This window comes from Bacillus sp. FJAT-47783 (assembly GCF_022808615.1).
In the GTDB taxonomy this organism is placed as follows: domain Bacteria; phylum Bacillota; class Bacilli; order Bacillales; family Aeribacillaceae; genus Bacillus_BZ.
Genome location: NZ_JAKZKS010000001.1, coordinates 211,908 through 238,111 on the forward strand (window position 1 = coordinate 211,908; position 26,204 = coordinate 238,111).

At 36.1% G+C, this 26,204-nt stretch carries 29 protein-coding genes and 1 other RNA gene; 5 read left to right on the top strand and 25 right to left on the bottom strand.

Annotation, left to right across the window (positions count from 1 at the left end):
• Window positions 1-20: 20 nt before the first annotated feature.
• From MLD65_RS01040 to MLD65_RS01070, 7 genes are all read right to left on the bottom strand, one after another.
• Complete coding sequence (locus MLD65_RS01040) at window positions 21-293, bottom strand: YlbG family protein (protein WP_243289991.1); 273 nt, start codon at window positions 291-293, stop codon at window positions 21-23.
• 463 nt (window positions 294-756) lie between these two features.
• Entirely contained in the window at window positions 757-1,203 is a 447-nt protein-coding gene (locus tag MLD65_RS01045) for a YlbF/YmcA family competence regulator (RefSeq protein ID WP_243289992.1), read from the bottom strand.
• A 57-nt stretch (window positions 1,204-1,260) separates the two neighbouring features.
• Window positions 1,261-1,668 (bottom strand): hypothetical protein, encoded by a 408-nt coding sequence (locus MLD65_RS01050; RefSeq protein WP_243289993.1) that lies wholly within the window; start codon window positions 1,666-1,668, stop codon window positions 1,261-1,263.
• A 65-nt stretch (window positions 1,669-1,733) separates the two neighbouring features.
• A complete protein-coding gene (locus MLD65_RS01055; RefSeq protein ID WP_243289994.1) occupies window positions 1,734-1,973 on the bottom strand; it encodes a YlbE-like family protein in 240 nt (79 codons plus the stop codon).
• 8 nt (window positions 1,974-1,981) lie between these two features.
• On the bottom strand, window positions 1,982-2,377 hold the full coding sequence (gene ylbD / locus MLD65_RS01060) for a YlbD family protein (protein ID WP_243289995.1): 396 nt from the start codon (window positions 2,375-2,377) through the stop codon (window positions 1,982-1,984).
• Between the two features lie 84 nt (window positions 2,378-2,461).
• Window positions 2,462-3,499, bottom strand: a complete 1,038-nt coding sequence (locus tag MLD65_RS01065) for a CAP domain-containing protein (protein ID WP_243289996.1) — start codon at window positions 3,497-3,499, stop codon at window positions 2,462-2,464.
• A 182-nt stretch (window positions 3,500-3,681) separates the two neighbouring features.
• Window positions 3,682-4,107, bottom strand: a complete 426-nt coding sequence (locus tag MLD65_RS01070; RefSeq protein WP_243289997.1) for a CBS domain-containing protein — start codon at window positions 4,105-4,107, stop codon at window positions 3,682-3,684.
• 256 nt (window positions 4,108-4,363) lie between these two features.
• On the opposite strand from MLD65_RS01070, the gene MLD65_RS01075 reads away from it, so the two are divergent.
• Together MLD65_RS01075 and ytvI are read left to right on the top strand one after the other, a co-directional pair.
• Window positions 4,364-4,723, top strand: coding sequence for a YugN family protein (locus tag MLD65_RS01075; RefSeq protein ID WP_243289998.1), 360 nt, complete (start codon window positions 4,364-4,366; stop codon window positions 4,721-4,723).
• A 311-nt stretch (window positions 4,724-5,034) separates the two neighbouring features.
• Window positions 5,035-6,093, top strand: coding sequence for a sporulation integral membrane protein YtvI (ytvI, locus tag MLD65_RS01080; RefSeq protein WP_243289999.1), 1,059 nt, complete (start codon window positions 5,035-5,037; stop codon window positions 6,091-6,093).
• Between the two features lie 35 nt (window positions 6,094-6,128).
• Here the strand turns inward: ytvI and ctaG are convergent, their stop codons facing one another.
• The 6 genes from ctaG to cyoE form a co-directional block, all read right to left on the bottom strand.
• Entirely contained in the window at window positions 6,129-7,019 is an 891-nt protein-coding gene (gene ctaG, locus MLD65_RS01085; protein WP_243290000.1) for a cytochrome c oxidase assembly factor CtaG, read from the bottom strand.
• A gap of 204 nt (window positions 7,020-7,223) precedes the next feature.
• Window positions 7,224-7,556, bottom strand: a complete 333-nt coding sequence (gene ctaF, locus MLD65_RS01090) for a cytochrome c oxidase subunit IVB (RefSeq protein ID WP_243290001.1) — start codon at window positions 7,554-7,556, stop codon at window positions 7,224-7,226.
• A 4-nt stretch (window positions 7,557-7,560) separates the two neighbouring features.
• Window positions 7,561-8,184, bottom strand: a complete 624-nt coding sequence (gene ctaE, locus MLD65_RS01095; protein WP_243290002.1) for a cytochrome c oxidase subunit III — start codon at window positions 8,182-8,184, stop codon at window positions 7,561-7,563.
• On the bottom strand, window positions 8,184-10,052 hold the full coding sequence (locus MLD65_RS01100; RefSeq protein ID WP_243290003.1) for a cytochrome c oxidase subunit I: 1,869 nt from the start codon (window positions 10,050-10,052) through the stop codon (window positions 8,184-8,186). Before MLD65_RS01100 ends, ctaE begins: the two co-directional genes overlap by 1 nt.
• A 28-nt stretch (window positions 10,053-10,080) precedes the next feature.
• Entirely contained in the window at window positions 10,081-11,175 is a 1,095-nt protein-coding gene (gene coxB, locus MLD65_RS01105; RefSeq protein WP_243290004.1) for a cytochrome c oxidase subunit II, read from the bottom strand.
• A gap of 107 nt (window positions 11,176-11,282) precedes the next feature.
• On the bottom strand, window positions 11,283-12,197 hold the full coding sequence (gene cyoE, locus MLD65_RS01110) for a heme o synthase (protein ID WP_243290005.1): 915 nt from the start codon (window positions 12,195-12,197) through the stop codon (window positions 11,283-11,285).
• A 386-nt stretch (window positions 12,198-12,583) separates the two neighbouring features.
• On the opposite strand from cyoE, the gene MLD65_RS01115 reads away from it, so the two are divergent.
• Window positions 12,584-13,483 (top strand): COX15/CtaA family protein, encoded by a 900-nt coding sequence (locus MLD65_RS01115; RefSeq protein ID WP_243290006.1) that lies wholly within the window; start codon window positions 12,584-12,586, stop codon window positions 13,481-13,483.
• A 225-nt stretch (window positions 13,484-13,708) separates the two neighbouring features.
• On the opposite strand, the gene MLD65_RS01120 is transcribed toward MLD65_RS01115, so the two are convergent.
• The 10 genes from MLD65_RS01120 to MLD65_RS01170 form a co-directional block, all read right to left on the bottom strand.
• Entirely contained in the window at window positions 13,709-15,211 is a 1,503-nt protein-coding gene (locus tag MLD65_RS01120; protein WP_243290007.1) for a carboxypeptidase M32, read from the bottom strand.
• A 139-nt stretch (window positions 15,212-15,350) separates the two neighbouring features.
• Window positions 15,351-17,282 (bottom strand): ATP-dependent DNA helicase, encoded by a 1,932-nt coding sequence (locus MLD65_RS01125; protein ID WP_243290250.1) that lies wholly within the window; start codon window positions 17,280-17,282, stop codon window positions 15,351-15,353.
• 206 nt (window positions 17,283-17,488) lie between these two features.
• A complete protein-coding gene (locus MLD65_RS01130) occupies window positions 17,489-17,656 on the bottom strand; it encodes a hypothetical protein (protein WP_243290008.1) in 168 nt (55 codons plus the stop codon).
• A gap of 55 nt (window positions 17,657-17,711) precedes the next feature.
• On the bottom strand, window positions 17,712-18,878 hold the full coding sequence (locus MLD65_RS01135; RefSeq protein WP_243290009.1) for a THUMP domain-containing class I SAM-dependent RNA methyltransferase: 1,167 nt from the start codon (window positions 18,876-18,878) through the stop codon (window positions 17,712-17,714).
• Window positions 18,879-19,012: 134 nt separating this feature from the next.
• An RNA gene (gene rnpB / locus MLD65_RS01140) (RNase P RNA component class B) lies at window positions 19,013-19,401 on the bottom strand.
• Between the two features lie 63 nt (window positions 19,402-19,464).
• The gene (gpsB, locus tag MLD65_RS01145) at window positions 19,465-19,764 is read right to left on the bottom strand and encodes a cell division regulator GpsB (protein ID WP_243290010.1); all 300 of its coding nucleotides are present in this window, start codon (window positions 19,762-19,764) and stop codon (window positions 19,465-19,467) included.
• 69 nt (window positions 19,765-19,833) lie between these two features.
• Window positions 19,834-20,379, bottom strand: coding sequence for an SLOG family protein (locus MLD65_RS01150; protein ID WP_243290011.1), 546 nt, complete (start codon window positions 20,377-20,379; stop codon window positions 19,834-19,836).
• Between the two features lie 81 nt (window positions 20,380-20,460).
• Window positions 20,461-20,688 (bottom strand): CotD family spore coat protein, encoded by a 228-nt coding sequence (locus tag MLD65_RS01155; RefSeq protein WP_243290012.1) that lies wholly within the window; start codon window positions 20,686-20,688, stop codon window positions 20,461-20,463.
• 341 nt (window positions 20,689-21,029) lie between these two features.
• Window positions 21,030-22,316, bottom strand: a complete 1,287-nt coding sequence (locus MLD65_RS01165) for a ribonuclease H-like domain-containing protein (RefSeq protein ID WP_243290014.1) — start codon at window positions 22,314-22,316, stop codon at window positions 21,030-21,032.
• On the bottom strand, window positions 22,307-24,595 hold the full coding sequence (locus tag MLD65_RS01170) for a DEAD/DEAH box helicase (RefSeq protein WP_279325920.1): 2,289 nt from the start codon (window positions 24,593-24,595) through the stop codon (window positions 22,307-22,309). Before MLD65_RS01170 ends, MLD65_RS01165 begins: the two co-directional genes overlap by 10 nt.
• Window positions 24,596-24,800: 205 nt before the next feature.
• Here MLD65_RS01170 and MLD65_RS01175 point away from each other — a divergent pair, with 205 nt between their 5' ends.
• Window positions 24,801-25,292, top strand: coding sequence for an Hsp20/alpha crystallin family protein (locus MLD65_RS01175; protein ID WP_243290015.1), 492 nt, complete (start codon window positions 24,801-24,803; stop codon window positions 25,290-25,292).
• A 9-nt stretch (window positions 25,293-25,301) separates the two neighbouring features.
• Here MLD65_RS01175 and MLD65_RS18040 read toward each other — a convergent pair whose 3' ends face one another.
• Window positions 25,302-25,424 carry a hypothetical protein gene (locus MLD65_RS18040; protein WP_279325921.1) on the bottom strand — a complete coding sequence of 41 codons (123 nt, stop codon included), beginning with the start codon at window positions 25,422-25,424 and terminating at the stop codon, window positions 25,302-25,304.
• Window positions 25,425-25,591: 167 nt separating this feature from the next.
• On the opposite strand from MLD65_RS18040, the gene MLD65_RS01180 reads away from it, so the two are divergent.
• Complete coding sequence (locus tag MLD65_RS01180; protein ID WP_243290016.1) at window positions 25,592-25,837, top strand: Acb2/Tad1 domain-containing protein; 246 nt, start codon at window positions 25,592-25,594, stop codon at window positions 25,835-25,837.
• Window positions 25,838-25,928: 91 nt separating this feature from the next.
• Here the strand turns inward: MLD65_RS01180 and MLD65_RS01185 are convergent, their stop codons facing one another.
• Entirely contained in the window at window positions 25,929-26,201 is a 273-nt protein-coding gene (locus MLD65_RS01185; RefSeq protein ID WP_243290017.1) for a phage holin family protein, read from the bottom strand.
• Window positions 26,202-26,204 lie beyond the last annotated feature (3 nt).

The window sequence follows — 26,204 nt, forward strand, 5'->3', positions numbered from 1 at the left end:
CTTCTTATTAGGTCATACATCTATATTCCCATTTTATAATCGTATTCTTTTGCTTTATCAACTTTCGATTCAAACTCAAGTTTTAAAAACGGTTTGTAGGAAGGTTCCACTTTTTTTATAAAGGAGTACGAGGAAAGCTTTTCGATTCTTTCTTCGATTTCATCCATATGACAGTACATGACAACATACTTCATTCTTTTTGATACATAATGTAAATTTCCATATCTTCGAATCATTTTTACATGTTTTAATGAATGAAGCCAAATGATTAACCCTTGGCGTTTTTGAAACATTTTCATTCTCCTTTTCTAACAATACGTTAAGTTAATGAATGATTTATTATCGACTACGAGAAACGAATCAAAAGGGGATTTTAGGACACTATGAATGCTTACATCGATCAATTCGTTGAATTGTTAGAACAAAGTGAAATTTTACAATATACGTTTAAAAAAATTACCTGCATCCCCTTTCTTTCTATTACCGTGAATCGTAATTAGAGCTAAGTCGAAACGTCTCATCATAAATAAACGTCTTACGTTTGCAACGATTTATGCACAGCAAAACGATTATACGTATGTTTTTTACGATCGTTTTTATGTACTACGGGAAAAAATGCTTTGTTGGTTGTGGAAATTTATGTAGAGACTGTTTTATTCCGAATCAATTACATAAAAGAAGCGAGGGAATTCACCTCGCCAAATTTTAGCCAACTCTTAACGAGCAATAAGATCCCTCACTGAATAATGCTTCACTTTATGAAGCTTTGCAACCGCAACTGCCTCCTGAACCACAGCCAGACCCACATGGAGTCGCATCAAAGTACGGGTTACCAGTAGGGACTTTTATATGCTCTGAAACTGAACGACCGATGTACATACTAATTTCATCTAGTAATTGCTGTAATCCTCGTTCTGCCTTTTTAAATTCCGCTACTCGTTCGTTTAAATCTAGCTCACGTTTTATTTCCCTCATATTTTTCGAAATAACTTTATAATCAGGATGATACTTTCCAAACCTCATTACATCTTCATAAAGATCTTTCGTTTTCTTAAATTGCTCGATAATCCTTTGAGCTTCTTTATCCTGCTCTAATTTATATAATGAACGTCGATAATGTTCTGCAATTTCTGACCTTAAAATCATCTTTGCAAGCATATCTGCTTGATCCAATAGGACAATGCTTTCTGTAGAAACATGCATAGAGAACGACACCTCCATGCAATCATTTTACCATGCTAAGCCAATTTGTCACAACTACTACATATCATGAATATCGACTGTCCACTCTTTCTTTAACACTTGTTTGGAATGGTCATTTTTAACAAGTTCGACTTTTATTTGATGCTTTCCTTTTGATAGGTCCTTTATGACAAAGGCAGCTGTTCGAAGCCTTTTTATCTTATTTCCGTCAATTGATAGTTGTAAATAGCCATTCCCTTCCGAAAAAGTGAAATGCGAAACATAACATTCTACATAAACTCGATTTCCTCTTACATGATGGCGTACAGACATCGATTGGTCAGTTGAATGAGAGAGCTCTTGCATGTTTAATACTTCAATTGTCGGTACTGTATCATGTGTAACTCCTTCTGGAGTAGGCTTATCGTTCGTACAACCTGCTAACAATACTAACAATCCACAAGAAATTAAGGCGAAGATTTTCAAGCACATTCCCTCCTTTTATAAACATATTGTTTACGTATAAAGGAAAAACATGTGCCATCATCTTTTTAATCTTGTTTCATCATTGATCCCATCATTCCCATCATCATTTCAACTAGTTGAAGCGATTGAGATAACCCTGAAACTTTATGAGGAATCGTCTTTTTGTAAAAATTCAACATCTCAATTTGCATATTTTCAATTTGCGATGGGTTTCGTGACAATTTCCGGTACCAATGCGGTTGTTCACGAATAAACTTTTTTAAATCTGGATCGGATTGGATGTATTCATATAAATCTCGTCTCATCTTTTACGCTAATCCTTTCGAAACATAAAAGGTTGGTTCCGTTTTTGGTTTGAAGGAATGTCTTGACTTTTCCCTTGACTAAATTGTTGAAGCAATTCTTGTATAGAGGAAATGGCATTATTCATTTTATAAATATTTTCATTTAGTTGATCTGCATCCATTTTTTTTACTGACGATAACAAAGCTGTAAAAAAAGATGATTTCCCTTCTGAGCTTGTTGATTTTTCGCTTTCCGTTTCTTTATACTTTTTCCACGTTGGATCGTCAGCACCTAATAGACGCCAATCTTCAAATATATCTTTCCAATCTTTCTCCCCTTTTCGAACAGCTTCAATTAGCTTCGGATGCTCCTTGACAAATTCCTTAAATTGTTGAACGGTTGGATGTACACTTTTTTTCGTCATCTTTAACACCCCTATAGCTGTTGGCCTATTAGTAATATATTAATGGATGTTAAAAGGCGTGAATTTCGATGTTGTGTAAAAAAATTATGATTCTTTTTTCGATTTTTTCACAAAATTTTGCGTGTAGTACTTATTGTACACGCCAACTCCGATATGAGTGAAATTTTTTTCTAATAACATTTTCCGATGTCCTTCACTATTTAACCAACCTTCTACCGCTGCAAGCCCATCTATATATTGTGCCGCAATGTTTTCACCTGCTAACTCGTACGAAACCGCCCCTTTTTCTAATCGATTTCCTAAAGAACCATGTTTAGAAGAATGATGTGAAAAGTAGTGCTCCTCACTCATGTCTTTACTATGACCGTAGGCTACTTTCGCTGTATCCTCATCCCAAATTAGTTTTCGTAATTGATGGCGCTTACGAATAATATTTGTAACATCAAAAATCTGTTTCTCTTGACCTCGTTCAATCATGCGAAGTTGTTCTTTGTTTACTCGTTCTGGCGATACTAGCTCTCCGCGATACACAACTTCATACGGGCGTAGTTTGATTAACGTTTCAGCATTCATCATTCTGACACTCGAAAGCTTTCCAGTATACCGGTCTAAATAAAGCTGGACAAATACGCCATCCATATCAATCAATGGTCGAATATTCATATCTTCTTCTGATAATTCAAAGCGATAATAATTTCCATCGTATTCAACAGCAATCGTCGGTTCAGGTGTCGTGATCGAAAAAATATCTGATATGTTTTGTTCAATATGAAACGGCTCTATATTAATAGCTTCACCAATGATATAAGCTGTTACAACCGTATTGTTTTGAATCCCAATTTGCATATATTCACGTTCATTTTGATCATAAATCCACCAATCATACCCATAAAAAGATGGATCTATTCGAGTCGGTTTACCATACAACTCCATTAATTCTTCTTCTGATTGTCCAATAAGTGACGTCATTGGCATTTGATTCGTGTTTAAAGTTGTTTCATTCTCAATTGTTGTCGATATACGATTTTGTTCATCTTTGTTTTCATCAAAAGGTTCGGTCAAAATCAAATAAATGGTCATCACCACGATGAACATCATAATCGTTCGAAATAATGTTCTCAAGCATTTCCCTACTTTCTTTTCTTTCTACCAATCATAGTGTGAGAAATGAAACATATTCAGCATATGATAATTAATCTAATAGTAGTATAATTTTGAAAAACCTGCAAACTCATGCTCTTTAGAAACATAAAAAAGACGTCAACAGACGCCTCAACAAAGGAATATTGTGATCATGATTTAGATTAATGATGGTTATCATGTTCAGAAATGTCCGATAAAGCTTCACCTGCTAACTCATCACTCTGTTCTTCGATTGAAAAATCACCAAGTGATACAATTCCAACTAATTTTCCACTTTCTAAAACAGGTAAGCGACGAATTTGTTGCTCCGACATTACTTGTAACGCCTTTTCAACCGAATCTGAAGGTGAGACCGTTGTAATATCTTTAGTCATAATATCCGTTATTTTACTGGAGCCTGGATGTTTTTCCGCTATTCCTCGTACAACTAAATCTCGATCTGTCACCATACCAACAAGCTGATCATTTTCTATAATTGGAATAGCCCCTACATTTAATTCCTTCATTTTCAGAGCTGCTTCATAAACATTGTCAAGTGTTGTACAACAATCAACATGTGTCGTCATTACGTCTCTTACAGTTTTCATCTTAACGGATACTCCTTTCGTATTTATTATTAATTTGAATGTTAATCCTATGCACGTAAAATTCGTGTAGAGAACATTAAGTATTTCTTATTTAGTATGTCCAATTGCATAATTATTGAACGAAATGTTGAAAATTAATTAAAACGCTATCACATTTTCTGATAGATAATTGCATGTTTTATTCATTCATACTATTATTAAACAGTAGAGAATACTTTTGTGATGGAATGCTATAAGGTCATAGGAGGGAATACATATGAAATTTACTAATTTTGGAATTGAAGGGTTAAAGGTTGAATTATCCACACTTGATGATGCTTTAGAGGATTTAGGTTTTGTGCGTGCCGCACAATGGGATTATGAACGAGTAACGTATGATCGTAAATTTGAGCATAAAGGAGATGTGTTTTATTTACGTATTCAAGGTCATGCAGTTGAAGGGGATGTAGGTGCACATCAGGCGATCATTCAATTAATGACTCCATTGCTTGGTAAACATTACTATCCACACGGTGTTGAATACGGTGAAGATGAACATTTCCCAACAACGATCGTAGAAACTAGCGAAAAGCTTTTAAAACGTGCAAAAGAAGTAGTGGAAAAATTGAATGTATAATTTAATAGTGGCTCATTAAGTCATGATCGGGCCTCTCTATTCGGATAAAGAGTCCCTATACCCATTTGATGAGACTCATTTGTGAAGTTCTAGCCATGGTTTCCATGAGCTTGACACTGACAACATGTGCAAAGTTTTTACTCTTCTTTATTATAAAGCAAAAGCCTCGATGCTTTTGCTTTTTTACTATCCCAACCCTAGTTCCTTTGTAACGTATTTGTCATAAAGTTTTTTTACTGAAAACTCTTTGTTTTTTTTATATGTACATACTATAATTTTAATGTAATTAGAACGTAGAAAGGGGCCTTCGTTTGACTGCTTTTTTCCGAAAGAAACCATTCATTATTACACTTTATTTACTATTTCTCGTTGTAATCGGATATTTTATTTTACCAATTAGCGTGCCGCTTATCCTTGCCTTTTTTACAGCGCTAGTATTAGAGCCGGTCGTAAAGCTAGGGCAGAAGAAATTAAAGTTAAAACGCAATTTTTCTGTTCTTATCGTATTTTTATTATTTATGCTGATAAGTACATTTTGTACATTATTTTTAGCGACAAAAGTAATAGGACAAGTGATTGAAGTTGCAGAAAACTTACCAATTTATATTAATGATATTAACCATATATGGTTAAACATTGAAAAAACATTGTATAACACAGCTGAAGATTTACCGCCTGAATTCGTGAGAGAGGTAAGTAATCAAGTAGGGCAATTTTTACAATCAGTGAAATTATATTTAATTAGTGCTGTAAACATTGAAAATATAAAAAATATATTTACGAATATACCAAACTATTTAGTTAATTTACTCGTTTATTTAATCGCGCTATTTTTATTTTTGATCGATTTACCGAGACTGAAAAAAAGATTGTATTCACATTTAACGGAGAGTACAGCAGAAAAAGTAACCTTCATGTTTTCGCGTTTATCTTATGTGGTCTTCGGTTTTGTTAAGGCTCAATTTTTAGTAAGTATCGTCATTTTCATAGCATCTTTAATTGGTCTATTGATTATTGTCCCGGATGTGGCGGTATTAATGGCATTCATTATTTGGGTCATCGATGTTATTCCAATTCTAGGATCAATTATTATTATGGGGCCTTGGACACTTTTCTATTTATTATCTGGTGACATGGGCATGGCAACAGAATTGGGAATTTTAACAGCCGTATTACTCATTATTCGCCGAACACTTGAACCAAAAGTTATGGGAAGCCAAATTGGTTTATCGCCACTTTCAACATTAATTTCAATGTATTTAGGGTTAAAGCTTTTTGGTTTTTTAGGATTCTTTATCGGTCCGCTGTTACTCATCGCCTACAATTCAGCTAGAGAAGCTGGGATTATTAAACTGAATTTCAAAATATAAAGGCTGAATCCATTCATTGGATTCAGCCTTGTACGTTACTTTATTGGTTCAGGAGAATAGTCAACTTGATCATTCTCTCTTTCTTTTCGTGCCCATTCATAAAATACGTACGCTAAAAAACTACCGTATACAAGTTCTTGAATAATTTTCATAATAATACCGCCAAGTTGCTGATCCTCACGAAGGTCCATGCTTGTAAACATCTCTGGTCCTGTTAACGAAAGACCTTGTAACATATCTGTAGGTACACATAAGCTAAGCGCTTGAACCCAAGCATCCGGATTGGAATACGTGGCAAAAAGCGGTGTCCCCGCAAAAATAATTAGACCGCAAGCTGGTGTAATTAATACGCTATTCCCTAAAATATACCCTATTTTCTTTAGTCCGTTAATCTGATTCCAATTCGGCAATTGATTTAATAATGGCCAATACATAAAAAAGGCAAAAACAAAAATAAGTGACGTAACAATGGCATGATAAACGGCATTCGTTTTTATGACATCAAAGATGAAAGGAACATGATAAAGTGAGAAAAATGTATTAAATAGCACCAAGGAAATAATTGGTTTGGTAAAAAACTTCATGATTGGATGAACGATTGGTAGATGGACAAATGCATTCCAACCCCAAACAGGAATCCCGAAAATTAACAAAGGTGGAACAATTAAGAAAAGGATGGCCATCGAAGCCATATGTCCACTAAACGAGATATGGCCAAATAAGTCTAATGGACTCCCTAGACTAATATAAAGCATTACCATCGCTAACACGAAATACACTCTCTGTTTCAAAGAAACATCGCCAGCCTCTTTAAAATGCTTGCGTCCGGGACCAATTAAATAAAAGTACATGACTGTTAACGCAATAACGAACAAAATAAAATAAGGACTCCACAATGCCCGGAACCCAAAAATATTCAAACTCATCAAGGCTCATCTCCTTTTAAGCTAATCCATACCATTCATTGCAAATCTTTCACATGTTCTATTATACAACTTGTCTGCCTAAATACAAATGAACGTTCTTTGAAAAAATTTATTCAGAAAAAAGTATGAACCTAACTCACTTCAATTTATACATATTCAATTTGTTATTACAAAAAAACAACTGGCATTGTGCCAGTTGTTTTTTTACCACCATACGATTGTAGAAAGGGCAAGAACTGTAACGAATGTAATAAGTATACCAGTAAAAATAAACATTTGTGGCGCTTCGTGCCCTTTATGACTCATGTGCATAAAATAGTAAAGTTGGAATATCACTTGGATACATGCAAGAAGAAGAATAAATGGAACTTTAAACCATTCTCCAATTCCTTCATATCCTACTGCTATAAACGCTACAATCGTAAGGAAAATCATTAATGCAAAAGAAACGACTTGATATTTCATTTCCTCTTTATTTTTCTTACGACGATAAGCAACATCAACATTTGGGTTACCTGAATTTTGACTATTTGCCATCAGTTTATCCCACCATTCCCATTAAATATACAACTGTGAAGATGAACACCCATACTACGTCGATAAAGTGCCAGTAAAGGCTTGCAACATAATATTTTGGTGCATTGTATAAGCTTAATCCACGCTTTGCGTTTCGCACGATTAATGTTGTAATCCATAACAATCCGAAAGCCACGTGGGCACCATGTGTACCAACAAGTACATAGAATGCAGAACCTAGAGCACTTGTTTTAAGTGTAAAGTCAAAGCCATGGATATAATGATTGAACTCATAAATTTCTAATGAAAGAAACGCTAGCCCTAATAACACGGTAATGCCAAGCCAAAGCTGCATTTTACCAAAATCAAAGTTCTTCATATGGTACATCGCATACACACTTGTTAAACTGCTCGTCAATAATATCATCGTCATAGCAAATACGAGTGGTATTTCAAAAAGTTCCTGAGTGGTTGGACCACCCGCATTGGAATTCCTTAAAGCGATAAATGTGGCAAAGAGAGTCGCAAAAAGAACGGTCTCTCCACCTAAAAATAACCAAAATCCTATAAATTTATTTTTCCCTTCGAGGGTGGCTTTTTCTGGATGAGCTGGAAACGTCTCAGCCGTTAATTTTTCCTCAACGTTCATTATGCCTTAACCCCCTTATCATCATCATTTAACAGATCTTCCTTATGAATATGATAACCGTGGTCATCGATAACAGAGCGGAAGAACATCGTACCTAAAGTAATCACTAATCCTAAAATGGCCACTCCTAATCCCCATGAGTAGTCATTAATATACAAGAGACCTAACGCTCCAATAAATAAACCGATCGAGATGATAACCGGTAAAATCGATGAATTTGGCATATGAATATCACCTAATGGCTCAGCATGCGTTAATTCTTTGTTACCTTCCATTTTTTCAATCCAATGTGGATCTAATCCACGAACTAGTGGAGTTTGTTTAAAGTTATACTCTGGTGGTGGACAAGATACAGCCCATTCTAAAGAACGTCCATCTCCCCAAGGATCTCCACTAACAGGTTTTGCATTTATCGCAGAAACAATGACGTTAATCACTAACACAATAACAGCAACTGCCATGAAAATGGCTCCAACGGAACTTACAAAGTTTGCCGTGTCCCAACCTTGGTTTGGTAAATAAGTGAACACGCGACGTGGCATTCCCCAAAGTCCTAAGAAATGCTGAATAAAGAATGTTAAATGGAAACCGACCGTAAATAATACGAAGGTTACAACGCCTAATTTTTCGCTTAACATATGACCAAACATTTTTGGATACCAATAGTGCGTTGCAGCTAATATCGCAAACACAATCGCACCTACGATTACATAGTGGAAATGAGCAACAACAAAGTATGTGTCATGATATTGATAGTCAGCTACACTTGTTGCAAGCATGACACCCGTTACCCCACCCATAACAAATGATGGAATAAATGTAACTCCATAGAGCATTGGTACGGTAAAGCGAATGCTTCCTCCCCATGCTGTTAACAACCAGTTGAATACTTTAATACCAGTTGGTACACCGATTGCCATCGTTGCAACCGCGAAGATTGCGTTAGCTACAGGACCAAGACCCGTTGTGAACATGTGGTGAGCCCACACCATGAATCCTAAGAATCCAATTAAAACGGTTGCGAATACCATGGATGAGTATCCGAATAAGCGTTTTCTGGAAAATACCGGAATAATTTCCGAGAAAATACCGAATGCAGGTAAAACAAGAATATATACTTCTGGGTGACCAAAAATCCAGAAAATGTGCTCATAAATGATCGTATTACCACCCATTTCTGGAACAAAGAATGCTGTTCCAAACAAGCGGTCAAACATTAATAATGCTAATCCAACCGTTAAAGGTGGAAAGGCAAATAAAATAAGTGAAGATGTTACAAATGTCGTCCAAGTAAATAACGGTAAACGCATAAACGTCATACCTGGTGCACGCATCGTAATAATGGTCGCAAGGAAGTTAATCCCTGAAATTAATGTACCTAAACCGGAAATTTGCAATCCTAATAGATAAAAATCTACACCATGGCCAGGTGAATTCAATGCTAGTGAAGCATATGATGTCCAACCAGCATCAGGAGATCCGCCTAAAAACCACCCTAGGTTAAAGAATAATGCTCCAAAGAAAAATAACCAAAAGCCAAGCGAGTTTAAAAACGGAAATGCTACATCTCGAGCTCCAATTTGTAACGGTACAACAGCGTTCATAAACGCAAACAAAAGTGGTGTTGCAGCAAAAAATAACATCGTTGTACCATGTGTTGTTAATAATTCATTGAATGTTTGTGCACTAACTAGTGTACTCTCTGGGTACATCAGCTGTAAGCGCATTAATAGCGCTTCAATACCGCCAATGATTAAATGTAATGTACCAGCAAGTAGGTAAAGGATGGCAATTTTTTTATGGTCTACTGTTGTTAAGTAGTCCCATAAAGTTGCTCCGAATCCTCTTTTCTGAGCTAACGTACTCACTTTGCTACCTCCCTTTTTACTAATGTTTTTATTTGCTCTCTACAGAAAGGTTTAATAAGTATTCTGTTAATGCATCCAACTCTTCATCCGTAAGCTTTGGATACGTATTTGTCATTTTATTACCTGGTTTAATCGTTTCAGGATCTGCCAACCAAGCTTTAACGTTTTCTTCATTGTTTTCATCAATACCAGCTACTTTTTCACGATCTCCAAAGTTCGCTAAGTTTGGAGCAGTACGTGCTGCTTCTGGACGCGTATCAGCTGGAGAGATTGCGTGACAGCCAATACATCCTTTATCTTGGAATAATTGCTCACCTTGTTTAGCAGATGCTGTTTTCGCCACTTTTTCAGGATCAAAGTTTTGCATTTTTGCAACCCATTGATCAAATTCTGCGCGTGAAACAGCTTGGACTTTAAAGTCCATTAATGCATGAGAAGGGCCACATAGCTCAGCACATTTACCATAAAATACATTGCCAGCTTCCTCCGCACGCTCTGAATCAATTTCTAACCAAAATTTATTCACGTTATCCGTGTTCGTATCCATCTTACCACCGACAGCAGGAATCCAGAAAGAGTGCTTCACATCAGATGCAACGATGTTAAAGTATACTTTTTCATCAGTTGGCATCACTAAGTCTTGGCTTGTGATGACTCCATATCCAGGGTACTCGAACTCCCACCAATAAAGGTTTGCACGTACATTGACGACAAGCGGATCTTTTCCGCCATTTTCTGAATCAGCCAATGCTTTTTCCATTGGATCTACATCCGCTAACTTAAAAGTTGCAGCAACAGTAGGAATCGCTAGTACAATTAGAAGCAAAATCGGAATAACTGTCCAAATTATTTCAAGCTTATGACTTCCTTCTACTTGTACTGGAATTTTTTCTCCCACTTTAGACCGACGGAATTTAATAATAACATAGATGAAAATTACAGTTACGACTGCAACGACAACCACCATGATAAGCGTACTTAACATCATTAATGAGTACTGCTCATCAGCCACTTCACCTGCTGGTGTTAACGTGGAAAGGAATGGTTCACCGCAGCCAGATAAAATTAGCGCCACCATAGCAAAAAGTGAAAATAGACGCCATTTTGTCAGCCACTTTTTCATAGCAAAATCAAACCCCTCTTTCTACCTTAATATCCACATAGTTGTGATGAAGAAAATAATAAATTCCTTCTATATTGAAATTCTTTTAGAAAGAATTACAACCAAAGTTATTGAATCGCAAAGATAACCATCAGAGAGAAAAGAATTGTTAAATAATTTAACGAATAGACAAACATCCACTTTGCCCATTTTAGGTCATCCTTCATTTTTATTCCTGCTAAAGCAAGGATTAACCACCCAATATTTAATAGTGTTGCAAGAACAATAAATCCAATACCTAAACTATATAAATAAAATGGTAATGGCAAGAGACACGCAACCCAAATCATTATTTGGCGCTTCGTTATAGCAAAGCCATGAACGACTGGTAACATTGGAATTTTAGCTTCTCGGTATTCCTCACATCGTTTCATTGCTAGTGCCAAGAAATGTGGTGGTTGCCAAACAAACATAATCAAAAATAATACCCAAGCAACTGTCGATAAATCTGTAATCGCTGTCCACCCGATTAATGGGGGCACTGCTCCAGAAATACTGCCGACAACGGTATTAATTGTATAATGGCGCTTCGTCCACATTGTATATAACACAACGTAACTGAAGACACCTATTAACCCGATTACAGCTGCTGTAATCGAAGTCATTACTAAAAGAAATGTCCCAACGAAAAGAAAACCTAAACCAAGTAATACGACTTGTAGTGGCGTTACTCTCCCAGTCACTGTCGGACGAGATTTTGTTCTTTCCATGATATGATCAATATCTCGATCATAAAAATTGTTAATGGCACAAGAGCCCGCTATGATTAATGCGGATCCACTTAGTGTGAATAAAACTTTATCTATATTATGTAAAAAGCTCTCTCCACTAAAGTATAGAGCCAACCATAAACCAGTAAATGTTGTAATTAAATTGGAGTTCACAATGCCTATTTTAATTAAGGAAAGAAAATCTTTCCAAATAGTAGTTGTGTTTTCAATCTTATGAGATTGAATGGTTATCTCACCCCTAGTATTTGCCATCTGTTTTCCTCCTTATTTCAAACATCGGCTCCTCTTTGAAGGCGGTTCCAACTCATACTTTTACATCATATAAAAAAAGATAGGACAAATAAACATACACTTGTTATTAAACCATATTTCGTCAATTTTTTGTGTATAGTTCATGAATAAAGTTTGTCGAAATTGTGAAGGGCATGTAATAAAAAAAATAAAGCGTTATAATGAAATGTGCGTTTGCTAATAAAATGCTTAAAACTATCCCTTTACTATTTCTAGCAAACTCTATATAAATATTCAAGTTTTTTCAAATAACTTTTTTATTTTCTTCTCTCTTTTCACTATAATAGGATGAGTGAAGACAACATTATGATGTAAAAAAATTATCTTAAATGAAGAAGGTGACACAGTTGCAACGCTTTTTAAAATTTTTATCCGTAATTACTTCATTCGTTATGTTATTTGTCCTTATGGGTGGTGCACTTGTAACGAAAACTGGATCCAGCATGGGATGCGGCCGTTCATGGCCTTTATGTCACGGACAAATTATTCCAGATCCGCTGACACTTGAAACGATTATCGAACTATCACACCGACTCGTTAGTGGGACAGCTGGTTTTCTCGTTTTAGCCTTGTCCATTTTATCATGGAAATACATCGGGCATAAACGCGAAACAAAGTTGTTAGCCGTATTATCTGTTTTTTTCCTCATCCTTCAAGCGCTCATCGGTGCAGCAGCTGTTGTATGGGGACAATCTGATGCAGTATTAGCTCTTCACTTCGGGATTTCATTAATTTCGTTTGCATCTGTCTTATTATTGACATTACTCATATTTGAAATAGATCGAAAGTTTGACGCTTCATCCTTAAAAATAGGCAAAACTATGCGATTTCACGTATTCGGAATTATCATTTATAGCTACATCGTCGTCTACACAGGTGCTTACGTACGACATACAAGCTCAAGTTTAGCATGCCCAAGTGTACCATTTTGTAGTAATCGCAACTTTTTACCGACAACTTTTCATGAATTTGTCCAAATGGGACACCGCTTGGCAGCATTCCTTATTTTCATTTGGATTTGCGCTGCCACGTACCATGCGATTAAAAATTACAAAGATCAACGTGTTATGTACTGGGGCTGGATCATTGCATTTATTCTCATCGTCCTGCAAGCTCTATCAGGAATGCTTGTCGTTTTTAGCAAATTAAATTTAATGCTTGCTCTATCACACGCTTTATTCATTTCGTTACTATTTGGTGTCCTAAGTTATTTCGTCATGTTAATTACACGCCAGCAGAAGGCATAATGCTTCTTTGATAGGCGCAGAAAACCGGTGCACATTTGCACCGGTTTTCTTTTAATATGAGAATTTATTTCATTTTGATTAAGTTTTCAATGGTAATGGAGTCTTCAGTGGCCAATGAAAATCATCTATCTCCTCGAGTCAAAAACGTGACGCTGTAAAGGCAAAAAGCGCCTTTTCATCGCAAGAACATTTGTGTCTAAGGATGAACAAGGCACTTGTGCTTTCTTATAAGCTATATATTTTTTTATATTTTCTCTCTAAATAATCGATTAAATACGTTGGATTTAATGATTCTCCTGTAACATCTTGCAATATTTCTAGCGGCTTTTTCATTTTTCCATATTGATGAATATTTTTCGTTAGCCATTCTTTTATAACTTCAAATTTTCCCTCTTCGATTAACTGATCAAAGTTTGGAAGATCTTTTAGCATTGTATGTTTAAATTGGGCAGCATACATATATCCTAATGCATAAGATGGAAAATAACCGAAGCTTCCTCCAGCCCAATGTACATCTTGTAATACACCTTCCCCATCATGCTTCGGACGAATCCCTAAATATTCTTCATATTTTTCATTCCATATCCCAGGTAAGTCTTTTACTCGTATCTCATCAGCGAATAATGCCTTTTCTATTTCGTAGCGAATGATTATGTGCAACGGATACGTTAATTCATCTGCTTCAATGCGAATTAAAGATGGTTTAGCTTCATTGATGGCGCGATAGAAACGTTCTAATGCAACACCTTTAAATTGGTGAGGGGAATATTTTTTTAATGATTCATAATAACGGTTCCAAAAAGATTCGCTTCTTCCAATAAAGCTTTCATAAAAAAGAGACTGTGATTCGTGAATCCCCATTGAAGTTCCAGTTGCAAGCGGTGTACCTTTTATGTCTTTCGAAATATTTTGTTCATAAATTGCATGGCCACATTCATGAATCGTTCCGAAAATTGCCGACCGGAAATCGTTCTCATCATATTTCGTTGTAATTCGAACATCTCCTTGATTTAATTCAATAGCAAATGGATGAACGGTTTCGTCAAGTCGTCCTGCTTCAAAGTCATAACCAAGCTCACGTAGTAAAAGGTGAGAAAATTCTTTTTGCTTTTCTTTTTCAAACAAACCAAATAAAAAGTCGGTTGCAGGCTTATTTGGTGATTCTATAATTTCGTGAACGAGCGGGACAATTTTTTCTTTTAATTGAGCAAATACTTGATCTAATAAATCAACTTTAATACCTGGTTCATACAAATCAAGCAGTGTATTGTATTTATGAGTATCAAAACCCCAATATTCAATAAACTTTTGATTGAACTGAACTAGCTTTTCTAAGTAAGGAGCAAAAAGATTAAAATCAGCCTTCTCTTTTGCTTCTTCCCAAACTGATTCTGCTTTTGATTGTAAAATCACATATTCTTTATATTCATCTCGAGGAACTTTTTTATTACGATCGTATTCTTTTTTACATTCCGCAAGGGACTTTTTCGTTATATGTGATAAATGTTCATCATTCGATAATTCTGCTATGTATGAGGCCATTTCTTCAGAAGTTGATAATTGAAAAACTTCAGTAGAAAGCATACCAATCACTTCTGATCGATCTTCTACCCCTTTTTTTGGAGCTCCTGTTCGCAAATCCCAATACATCACATTAATCGCTTCTTCATATTGTTTCATTTTTTTTAATAATGCTAAAAATTGTTTTTCCTTTTCTTTCAAGCTCATATCCTCACCCCAAAGATTCAAAAATATTAACTATGTTCAGATTACTTTACATAGATGATTCGTGTCAATGAAAGTCATTATTACAAAATAGCTTTTCAATCGAATAAAAAAATGGCGGCAAAAATGACACCACCATTTTTTATTCTTTCGAAACCGTACCAACCGTTGCTTCAACAGGTAAAACTTTTTGCACTTCATTCAAGATTGATTGATCCGTCTCTTTATTCATTAAAATGGCGATAGATCCGCGGTCGTCTTTCGAGCGGATTAATCGACCAATTCCTTGCTTAAGTCTTAATATCATATATGGCATGTCCACATCAAGATGCGGATCTTGCACCGACTTTCGTTTCGCTTCAAAAACTGGATCATTTGGAGGAAACGGCAGTGACCAAATAATGACATTAGATAGTGATGGTCCTGGAATATCTAACCCTTCCCATAAATGGACTGCTGCTAATACACTTGACTCCTCCTCTTGAAATAAGGAAATGAGCTCACTAATTTCTCGATCACCTTCAAAATATAGTGAGAATGGGAGTTCATCATCGATCGACTGTTTAAATGTGTCCATTTCCTCTTCTGATCGAAATAAAATTAATGTCTTTCCGCCTTTTGCTTTCACGAAATTTCGTACATAATTTGATTTATCCCGATCTCCTATTGTTTCTATCGTAATTTCCATTTGTTCTTCATAGTTAAACGGAGAGGCAACAGAGAAAGATACATAATCATCAACACCTAAACTATTTGCTAAAAATTGAAACGATCCATCTTGATCAGATAATGTTGCAGATGAAAAGATATAAGGTATTTTTTTTGAAAACACTTGGTTCGCTAATATCTCTTTCACTGTTCTCGGCATAATGACTAATGTTAAATCAACATCGCCTTCTAGCCAATCTATTGCTTGATGATCATGTAAAAAAAGACGTAAAGAGTACTCCATCTGATCTAAATATTCCTCTACAATGGATAATTCATATTGTTCAATTGTATACAATTCACTTTCGAAAACAAGTGCATCGCCTAATTGCAAAATGTGCTGATGCAATGCCTTTGTCACATCGAGTAGCCTTTTTGAACGTTTAATTGTTCTTCGATTTGATCCTTTCACAACGTTTGAATGATCATCCAGTTCATCAAAAAACTTATCTTGAAGTGCCAATGCATCCTCTACTAATAGCGCAAACTCTTCTCGAATATCATTGGCAAGTAACCTCTCTAAAAACTGTTGTAACGTACCACGTTTCACTCGATATGTTAGCGCTTTTTGTGCAGCAAACTCCAGTAAATGACCTTCATCAAACACAACAACACTATGATCTGGGAGAAGTGGAAGTTGCCCCTCTCTTTTTCTCGCTTCATATGTCCAAATATGTTCCATATAAAAATCGTGTGAGCAAATAATGAGATCCGATGCTTTTCGATAATGTTCTCGGGTTAACGTTAGTCCACAACGATGCCTTTTTGAACATGAAAAGCAATCTTGAAACGGATCCCAATTAATGTCATTCCACTCTTCATTCGTTAAATGCGGGTATTGCTTTCGATCGCCAAATGGGTAGAAAGATTGCATCCCTTTATTCTCATGGACAAAATCAGGTAATTCATTATAAATTTGGTCAAATTGTCCATTTCGCTTCCCTAAAGCGTTGTCTAATTTTTGTAAGCATAAAAATTGAGGATTTGATTTCGCTAAGCGAACATCAATCGTTAAATTTAGTGTTTCCTCAAGCTTTTTAATATCTCCCTCTTTTTTAACAAGCTGCTCAATTAATGCTTCATCTGCACAAGCAATGACGGCAGGCTTTCCTGTATAACGAGCATAGCTTATCGCATATAGTAAATACACAATCGTTTTTCCAGTACCAACGCCTGCTTCAGCAAACATCACCTTTTTCTCCTTAAAGGCTCTGTCTAATTGAAAGGCCATAAAAATTTGTTCATCACGCAATTCGAATCCTTGTTCAGGTAAAATATCATATAAAACGTCACCAATCCAGCCGTTTAACGCTTCATAAAATGTTTCATCTTTTGAAATGGGAAATGGCAGTCGTGTTTGAACCATCATCGTTACCTCCAAAACATTCACTTATAACTAGTAAAAATGAATCAATCAAATGATTCACAGAACAAAAGCGCAAGGCGTTCGCTAACGCCGAAGCTAGACATAAAACCTTCTATTAACAAGGTTGTACATAGGTTTCCTAAACAACAAAAAATATGGCTTTCCACACCAGGAAAGCCAATCATTAGTGTATGTTTTAAAAATCGCTATTTGTAGGAAATTATACTAGATTGAACAGACATCGCACTTTGTAAATTTTGCTCTGCCTCTTTAATCGTAAATAAAACATCATCTGTTGAATTTTGTTTGACTAGCTGATCATATGCGTTTTGCAACGCATTTGAAATGCGCTCGAAATCTTGATTTGTTAACATTTCTCCCACTCCATCCAAAAAAATTCAGAGTGGTTTTATTATATGCCTAAAAACATCATTTTATACGTGGTTGATCTGGCTTAGGAGGGCGTTTTCCCCAATATTGATAATAATCTGTACGAATAAAACCGTTGAACAGTTTTCGTTTTTTTGTTGCTGGTTTTCCGTAAAGAGATTCAAATTTTTCGTAAGATGTTAAAATGTAAACAGACCATGTATCTAATGGAGAGAAAACTTCCCCCATTTGTTGATACATTTTTTCTACTTCTTGTCTTTCTCCTAAACGTTCACCGTATGGAGGATTTCCAACAATTACACCAAATTCTTTTGTCGTATGAAAATCCTTTACTTGCATTTGCTTAAATTGAATTATATCTGCAAAACCAGCTTCTAAAGCATTGTCGTTTGCAACTTGAACCATTCGATGATCAATATCTGTACCTAGTATGTCAAGTGGTTGATCATATTTTGCAAGGTGTTCAGCTTCATTTCGTGCCTCATCCCACAACCTGTCGTCAATCCAATCCCAAGACTCTGAAACAAATTCACGATTAAATCCCGGAGCAATATTTTGTCCGATCATAGCCGCTTCAATCGGAATGGTACCTGAACCACAGAACGGATCAACAAACGGTCGTTCAGGTGTCCAATTCGTGAGCTGTATGAGAGCTGCTGCGAGCGTCTCTTTGATCGGTGCATCTCCTTGTCCTACACGATAACCTCGTTTATGCAAACCACTACCGCTAGCATCAATCGTAATTGTTGCCACATCTTTATGTAAGGCCACTTCCACTTTATAAAGAGCACCGGTTTCATCTAACCACTCTGTTCTTTTTTTATATTGGTTTTTTAATTTTTCTACAATGGCTTTCTTCACTATTTTTTGACAATCTGGTACGCTAGCAAGCTGAGATTTAACCGATTTACCAATTACCGGAAACTGACCGTTTTCAGGTATGTATCGTGCCCAATCAATCACCTTTGTTTTTTCAAACAATTCTTCAAAGGTCGTTGCTTTAAATTCTGCTACTTTAATTTTAACTCGGTCAGCCGTTCTTAGCCATAGGTTCGCTCGACAAATGGCCAGTTCATCACCTGTAAATGTTACTTTGCCATTTTCTACTTGACAGTTATATCCTAAATCTCGTACTTCTTTCGCCACTAAAGATTCAATTCCCATCGCAGCAGTTGCGATCAATGTTAGTTTGTTGTTCGACATCATTTCACCCTATCTTCAGTCATTCACTTTATTTTGTCGCTTTTTTCATGGAAAGTCAATTTGGCACAAATAAAAAACTCTCCTACCGATGAGGAGAGTGGCTCATTTTTTATGAAGCGGGTTTACTGTAAATAACGTTCTGTAAGCCATGTTTTGTCCCTTCGTACTCCAAACGGAATTGCACCTCGTACTCCGGTGGTAATCATCTATCTACAGAAGAATTTCTTCTGTCCTTCTTGTCGTTCATTTCCTTCAAGAAGGTGCCCCTACCATAATTTGGGTTTCTCGCTCGTGGGGTTTACCTCGTTCCACTCTTATGATTTCTCATAAGACTTCGTCACTGTGGCACTTTCAGAATACTAATGCCATATCCAAAGGACTTAGGCACGTTCTTCGCCGTCAGCCAACAATGGCTGCCCTAGCTTATGAATTCACTAGGCACGAACACTACGGGCATCTCAGCTCCGTGCGAGCATGGACTTTCCTCTACAAGTGCATACAAGCCTTGCAGCGATTACCCGAACGTTATTTAACCTGCAACAAATATTATAGTCAATTTGAGCACACGTTTCAAGTGTAATTGTTTCCTTTAATCGTATAACTTACTACCAAATACATGTTTTTCTAGATGGGATAATCGTTTTAAAATATCAAAGTTTGTCGTATTTGCTTGTGGATTGATTTGTTTTTTTTGTACATCTTCAAGCTGTTTTTTTAAACGTAAATTTTCTTGTTGGAGCTCCTCAATAATTTGATGAAACGCCTCATAATCCTTAATGATTGTGTCTAAATATTTATCTACATCTTCTTGTTTATAACCGCGCATGGATGTTTTAAATTCTTTTTCCAAAATCTCTTTTGCCGTTAATCTTATTTTATCTGAAATCAACTGTTTCACCTCATTGCAACGAGAAATATCTTAATCAATATTTTTTCAAACTTCTTGTCTAATGTCAATTTATTCTTGCATATCTTCTTCGACAATTACTTGCAAATCATCAAATGTAATCGTAAAAATTGAATATTTCCCTTGCTCTTGTTTCTTTTTTGCTACTTCTAGTTGATATTTTGGAGTTCCTTCTCGCTCTTGATCGTATACTAGAAGTAGCCCATCTGTTTTGCTTGTGATGAATTCATTTTTCAAACGAAATTGTACTGGATTCTCATATTCTTTTTTTGTAATACTTTCAACTAAATCAGCCTGTGCGAGGATCATTTCGTAATATTCTCGGTGATGATCTTTCCATTTTTTCTCTTGATGCAAAAATGGGGTTAATATAGCTAGTTGAAGAAATGGGTATTCTTCTTGTAAATCCAATACAACTTCTGCCGCCCAAAGCTCAACACCTACTTGTCCGCTAATAACAACCCATTCAAGACCTTCTTCCACAAATGGAATGACTGATTTTTTAATAGCTTTTTTTATGTATTTAATGGCCGGTTCTTTATAATTAAAAATTCCTAGCTCATGTGGTTTATATCCTGTTATCGCTAAGACCTTCAATTGAACACCACCTAATGTTAACCATTGTATCTTTTTTACAGAAAACAAGAGGAGCTTAGTAAGCTAGCTCCCCATTATAGTCTATCTCGGCATCGGGCCTGGGCCCATGCAATTAAAGTGCTGATGATACGTTTCATTCGCGACAGATTGTGTTTGAGGATAGTAATGTAAATGTTTATACATATGGTGATTCACATTTGTTGTATGAGTTGGATGAATATGTGGAACAACGGTTTGTGAGTACGTGTTATTCACGCAACATTTTGTCGGATGGACAATAGGCGCCATCATATTAGGTCTGCAATGCATGAAATAAAACTCCTTTCTATCATTTATCTGCCTTACAGTAACAGCCTATGTAGAAAAGAGTGTACATGTACTAATATAAACACCTAATTTTCACAGGAACGCATAAAACGTATCTTTAAAATTTGAGAAAACAAACGCCGTAACAAATAACACAATAAAAAACAAATAAAAAATCCCTTTATACACGTATACTCCCTACTTTTCATTAATATTTTTTTACACACACAAATTCCATTTTATAATGAGATCACCATTTTGTCATTCATCATTTTCTCCTAGAATAAAATTTTTAGGGGGTTGTTAAATAGTACTTTTCTATTGTTTTAGGAACTAGATAAAGTTTACTTTTTGTCTAGTGACCTTCTCTTTAATTTTTGAATGAGCCGCTTTTGCCGTTTTCGTAAATCTTCCTCGAACTTTTCCCTTTTTCGACGATTGATCGAGCTGTCCTTTAATAGTTGTTGCAACGCTATATCTGTTTCTTTCAAAGCACGATCTATTTTTTTCACACGATGTTCATAATACTTTGCGAGCTCAATATGAGCATTCAGTTGATCTTGTGTCAACGGTGATTCTTTTAGCTCTTTCCATAATTGAACGGCTTGATCAAATTTCCCTTCTTTTTTATATAAAAATGATAGCTCAATTTTCGCTTTCCACACATTTTCTAGTTTTTCTTTATTTAATTGCTCGTACGTTTTCACTGCTTCTCCTTCATTTCCAGTTGTCTGAAACCATTTGGCTATATAGTACGATTCACCTTGAAATGCCGAAGCGTTTAACAACATTTTGGAGATATGAATATATAACGTTATAAGTGACAATACGTCTATTTCATTATGCTTTAATACACCGCTTATGACGTTCGGATCTGGATTGTTTAAAAAGTGGAAATAGAGCATTGGTGCTAAATATCCAGGTGTATCTTCATTTCTCGTAATGTTTAAAATATCTTTTTCAATAACAGACAACTTTAATGAATCGAGCCGATCTTTCCACAGTCTTCGTGAGCCATGATACAAATCAAAATGACCATACGCTGGTAATTTGGGTACTTCATTTCGAATGAATGCATGACGTGATTTTACTTGGGGCCAATCAAATGCTTTCCCATTATAAGTTACTAGCGTTTCAATATTTACCTCACTTAAAAAACTTTTATATAGTGCTACTTCATGTCCTGGACTCGGTAAAAAATGTTGCTTAATCACCACCTGGTCGTTGTCAAGACGAGCATGACCTAATAAAAAAATCATATTGCCCGCCCCACCTTTTAATCCTGTCGTTTCCGTATCAAAAAAGAAGAGGTTGACGGCATCATGTCCGTATGCTGACAATGGATGATCAACCATTTGTTCATTCCATTTCTTCACAACCTCTTTCAATTCACCTAACTTGTATAACCCATGTTTATACGTTAATGGATACGTGACGGTCCGTACAATCGTATACTGACCGTCAAAATAATTTGGTTGAGCCCTCAAATCAGCCCATTCATCGACAAATGGTACTTCTTCGGCTCTTTTCGTACTGGCATTAGTTCCATCATCTTGTTTCTCCAACCACTTTTGTTCACGAGAGGGAGCCATATGTTTTTTTAGACGATTTAATTTATTTTTTATTGACATGTAAACTCCTCACTTAATTTTTGTATAACTTGGACTGCTTTTGTTTTCACAAATGGTAAATGAGCATCCGTACCAATACAGGAAGGGCAACCGTCTTCACACGGACAGTCTTGAATGAACGATAATGTCTCTTTCAAAACCTCTCCCATGTTTTCAAATATGTTTTTTGTTAACCCAACGCCTCCAGGATAACGGTCATATAAGAATACGGTTGGCATTTCATTATGCACGGATTTTATTTGCACAGCGACATGCAAATCACTCGGGTCACACATCACTTTTAAAGACGCTACGAACCGGATAGCATGAGAAAAAGCAAGGAGAACGTGCTCAATCGTATGTTGATCCATTTCCTTCACAGATGAAAGATCTAAGCTAACCCAACAAGCAGAAGTGTGCAACTCTTCTTCTGGTAAATGAATCGGACCAGACCCAATATTTTCGTGTGTATCGAATTTAATCTTCTTAAAAATCGTCGTTTTTGCCAGCACCATCACATCACCGTATCCTAAGTGACAGGTCGAAAGCGTCTTATGTTCATCCTCTTCTAGCACTTTTAACTCCACTGCTAAATTCGCATCTGTAAAATAATCGACTTCTACTTCTCTTACAAACGCTTTCTTTTCTTCCCAATCCAATTTTTCTACTTGATATTGAACACCTTGATGTAAATAAATCGCTTCTTCATGCAATAATGTCATCGCACTAAAACGGTCCATTTCACCGATTACTTTTGCATTTCCTGTATTCGATTGGTCAATAATGACAACATTTTCTTGCGAAGCCGAACGCAAACTAATATTGGCAGCAGGAAAAGAATCATTCATCCAATACCACTTTTGTTGATTATAATGCAATACTTGTTCTTCCCTTAAAAAATGAAGTACTTCTTCAACATCCACGCCATCAAACGTATCCCCATCTTGAAAAGGTAATTCAAATGCGGCACATTTAACATGGTCAACTAAAACAATTAAATTATCTGGGTTGATAATCGCCATTTCCGGATTTTGATGTAGTAAATATTGCGGATGCTGCATTAAATATTGATCAATAGGACTTGAACTCGCAACCATAATAATTGCGGCCTCCCCTTTTCTTCTACCAGCTCGGCCAGCCTGTTGCCATGCACTTGCGATGGTTCCAGGATATCCAGTCATAATACACACTTCAAGCTGCCCAATATCCACGCCTAATTCAAGCGCATTCGTACTGACAACCCCAATAATGTTCCCGTCTCTTAAGCCTTTTTCAATCTCTCTCCGTTGCCTAGGTAAATATCCTCCTCGATAGCCACGTATCGAGTCATTCAAAATGTCTTTTTTAAGAAGCTCTTTTAAGTACGTTAAAATAACTTCTACACGAACACGACTTTTGGCAAAAACAATCGTTTGAATTTGATTTTTTATAAATTCCTTCGCAATTTCCCGCACCTCTAATGTAGCACTTTTTCGAATATTAAGCGGTTTATTGACGATAGGTGGGTTGTAAAAAATAAAATGTTTCCGACTACTTGGCGCTCCATTTTTATGGATTAACTCCATATTTGTCCCCGTTAACGCCTCACCAAGCTGTTTAGGATTTCGAATGGTTGCCGAAGTACATATAAACTGCGGTGTGCTACCATAAAACGCACAGATCCTTTTTAATCGCCGAATCACGTTTGCAACATGACTTCCAAATACCCCGCGATATGTGTGAAGTTCGTCAATGACTACGTATTTTAAGTTTTCAAATAGCGAAACCCATTTTGTGTGGTGTGGTAAAATCGCCGAATGTAACATGTCTGGGTTCGTAATGACGATATGCCCTGCTTTTCTCACCTTTTGCCGTATAGTTGGTGAAGTATCCCCATCGTACGTATCATAATGAATTGAGCATTCGTCCATTTCATTAATGAGTTCATTTAATGCTGATTTTTGATCTTGGGCCAATGCTTTCGTAGGAAAAATATACAATGCTCGCGAGCTTCGATCTTGTAAAATTTCTTCTAGGACGGGAAGGTTATAACAAAGTGTTTTCCCGGAAGCGGTCGGTGTTACTGCAACAAAATGTAAACCTTTTTGAGCCAATGTAAATGCCTCTGCTTGGTGAATATACAATTGACTTATGCCTCTTTTTTTCAGTGCTTCTGCTAGTTTTGGATGTAAGCTTGAAGGAATTGAGACCGTATTCGCTGCTTCTTCAGGAATTGTATGCCAATGGACAATTTTGTTCTGAAATCGTTCATCTGTTTTAAAGTGATGTAAACATTCGCTAATCGATTTCCTTTTCATCATCAACTTCCTCCTCTTACGACTACTTCATATTTTAGCGAATAAGCGTTCGTAATAAAAGAGTTTTACGTAAGAGTATCATTACCTTTCGATTACCATATTTTGTTCAACTATTCAATCAAGACACCTTTTTATAGGGAAACACATACTTTATGAGTGGGGTTCATTCTATTTTTTCACTTCGCACACATTTGAAGGAGGCTGTTGAATGGTACGAAAAGAAGATAATTCTTTTGAACGTGATGAAGGTCAGGAAAACAAAGATCAATTGCAAACTTATTTAGAGCATTTATTTCAGCCATCCACGTTAAAACCTTTCTTCGATCAAGTAGAAAAAATGCTCCATCAAGCTTTTCCATTTCCACATATCTCATTAGATGCTTACGAAACAGAAAATGAATATGTCATTCATGGACACTTACCGGATATTAAAAAAGAACAAATTATTATAAATTTATTCGAAAGGTATATGACGATTACCATTGAGCATAAGGAGCACGTTTCACAAAATAACGATGTTCAAAAACGATACGAAAGAATGACAACATACGGAAATTTATCAAAAACGTTCCTTCTCCCTTATCCCGTTAAGGAAACTGATTTACAAGCATCCTTTCATCATGGCGAATTAAAAATTGTCATCCCTCTTAAAAAGAAAAGAATCTTTATCGAAGATTCAGAAAGTAAAAGCGGATATTAAATATCCGCTTTAATTTTTATGAGATTTATTTCCATACGTTTCATTTTTTTCTGGCGTAGGATCCTGTTGAATATTTTGGCTTCGATTTGGGTCGCTGTTTTTTCTTTTCGGGTGATCATGTCTGTTCATCATATTTTTCCTCCTCGTCTTCCAAAATGAACATCCATGAATAGTATTTCATAGAGAAACTCTTTTATTCATTTCTTCCACAAACGATGAATAGATAGAGCGGCCATTTTAAACAATAAGATTGAACTACAGTACCTTTACGAATACATAATCAAAAGGAGTGAAATTCAATGTCGTCCAATGTCGAGCAAAGCCGCTACATCAATATTAAATTTCAAGAAGGAGCCATTGACAAAGTGGGAATTAACGGATGCCAAGTGGAAGACGTTATCGGCATATTAGTAGATAAGCTGAAAGCGCATCAAAACGGAGAGTTCCATACAATGGAAAATTCTATTGCCATTAATAATTTATTATGTGCACAATATGCCCTTAATTGCCGTAAAGAGCGTATAGAAAACAAAGAAAGAAGATAAGATCTATAAGAATGCTCAATATTGTTTTTTCTAGTGTATAAAAAGCTTGTAAAGAAATATGTTATTCCTTTACAAGCTTCACTTTTTACTATCAATCTTTTTTCCGTGCAGACATTGTTTGTTTAATCATTTGATGTGAAGTAATCGCTGCACCCCCTGCAATCATTCCGTTTGCTACTCCGTTAACTGTAAACCCTAATGTGATCACACTAGCGAGTACCCCTGCGAAAATAATCACCCACACAATCATCCAATGCGGAATAAAAGGTGTATTTTTCATCGCAAATCCTAATACCATTAATGCAGGGACGACAATGACTAGCTGTGGATGGACCGCGACTTGATTAAAAATATGGTCGAGCATCCA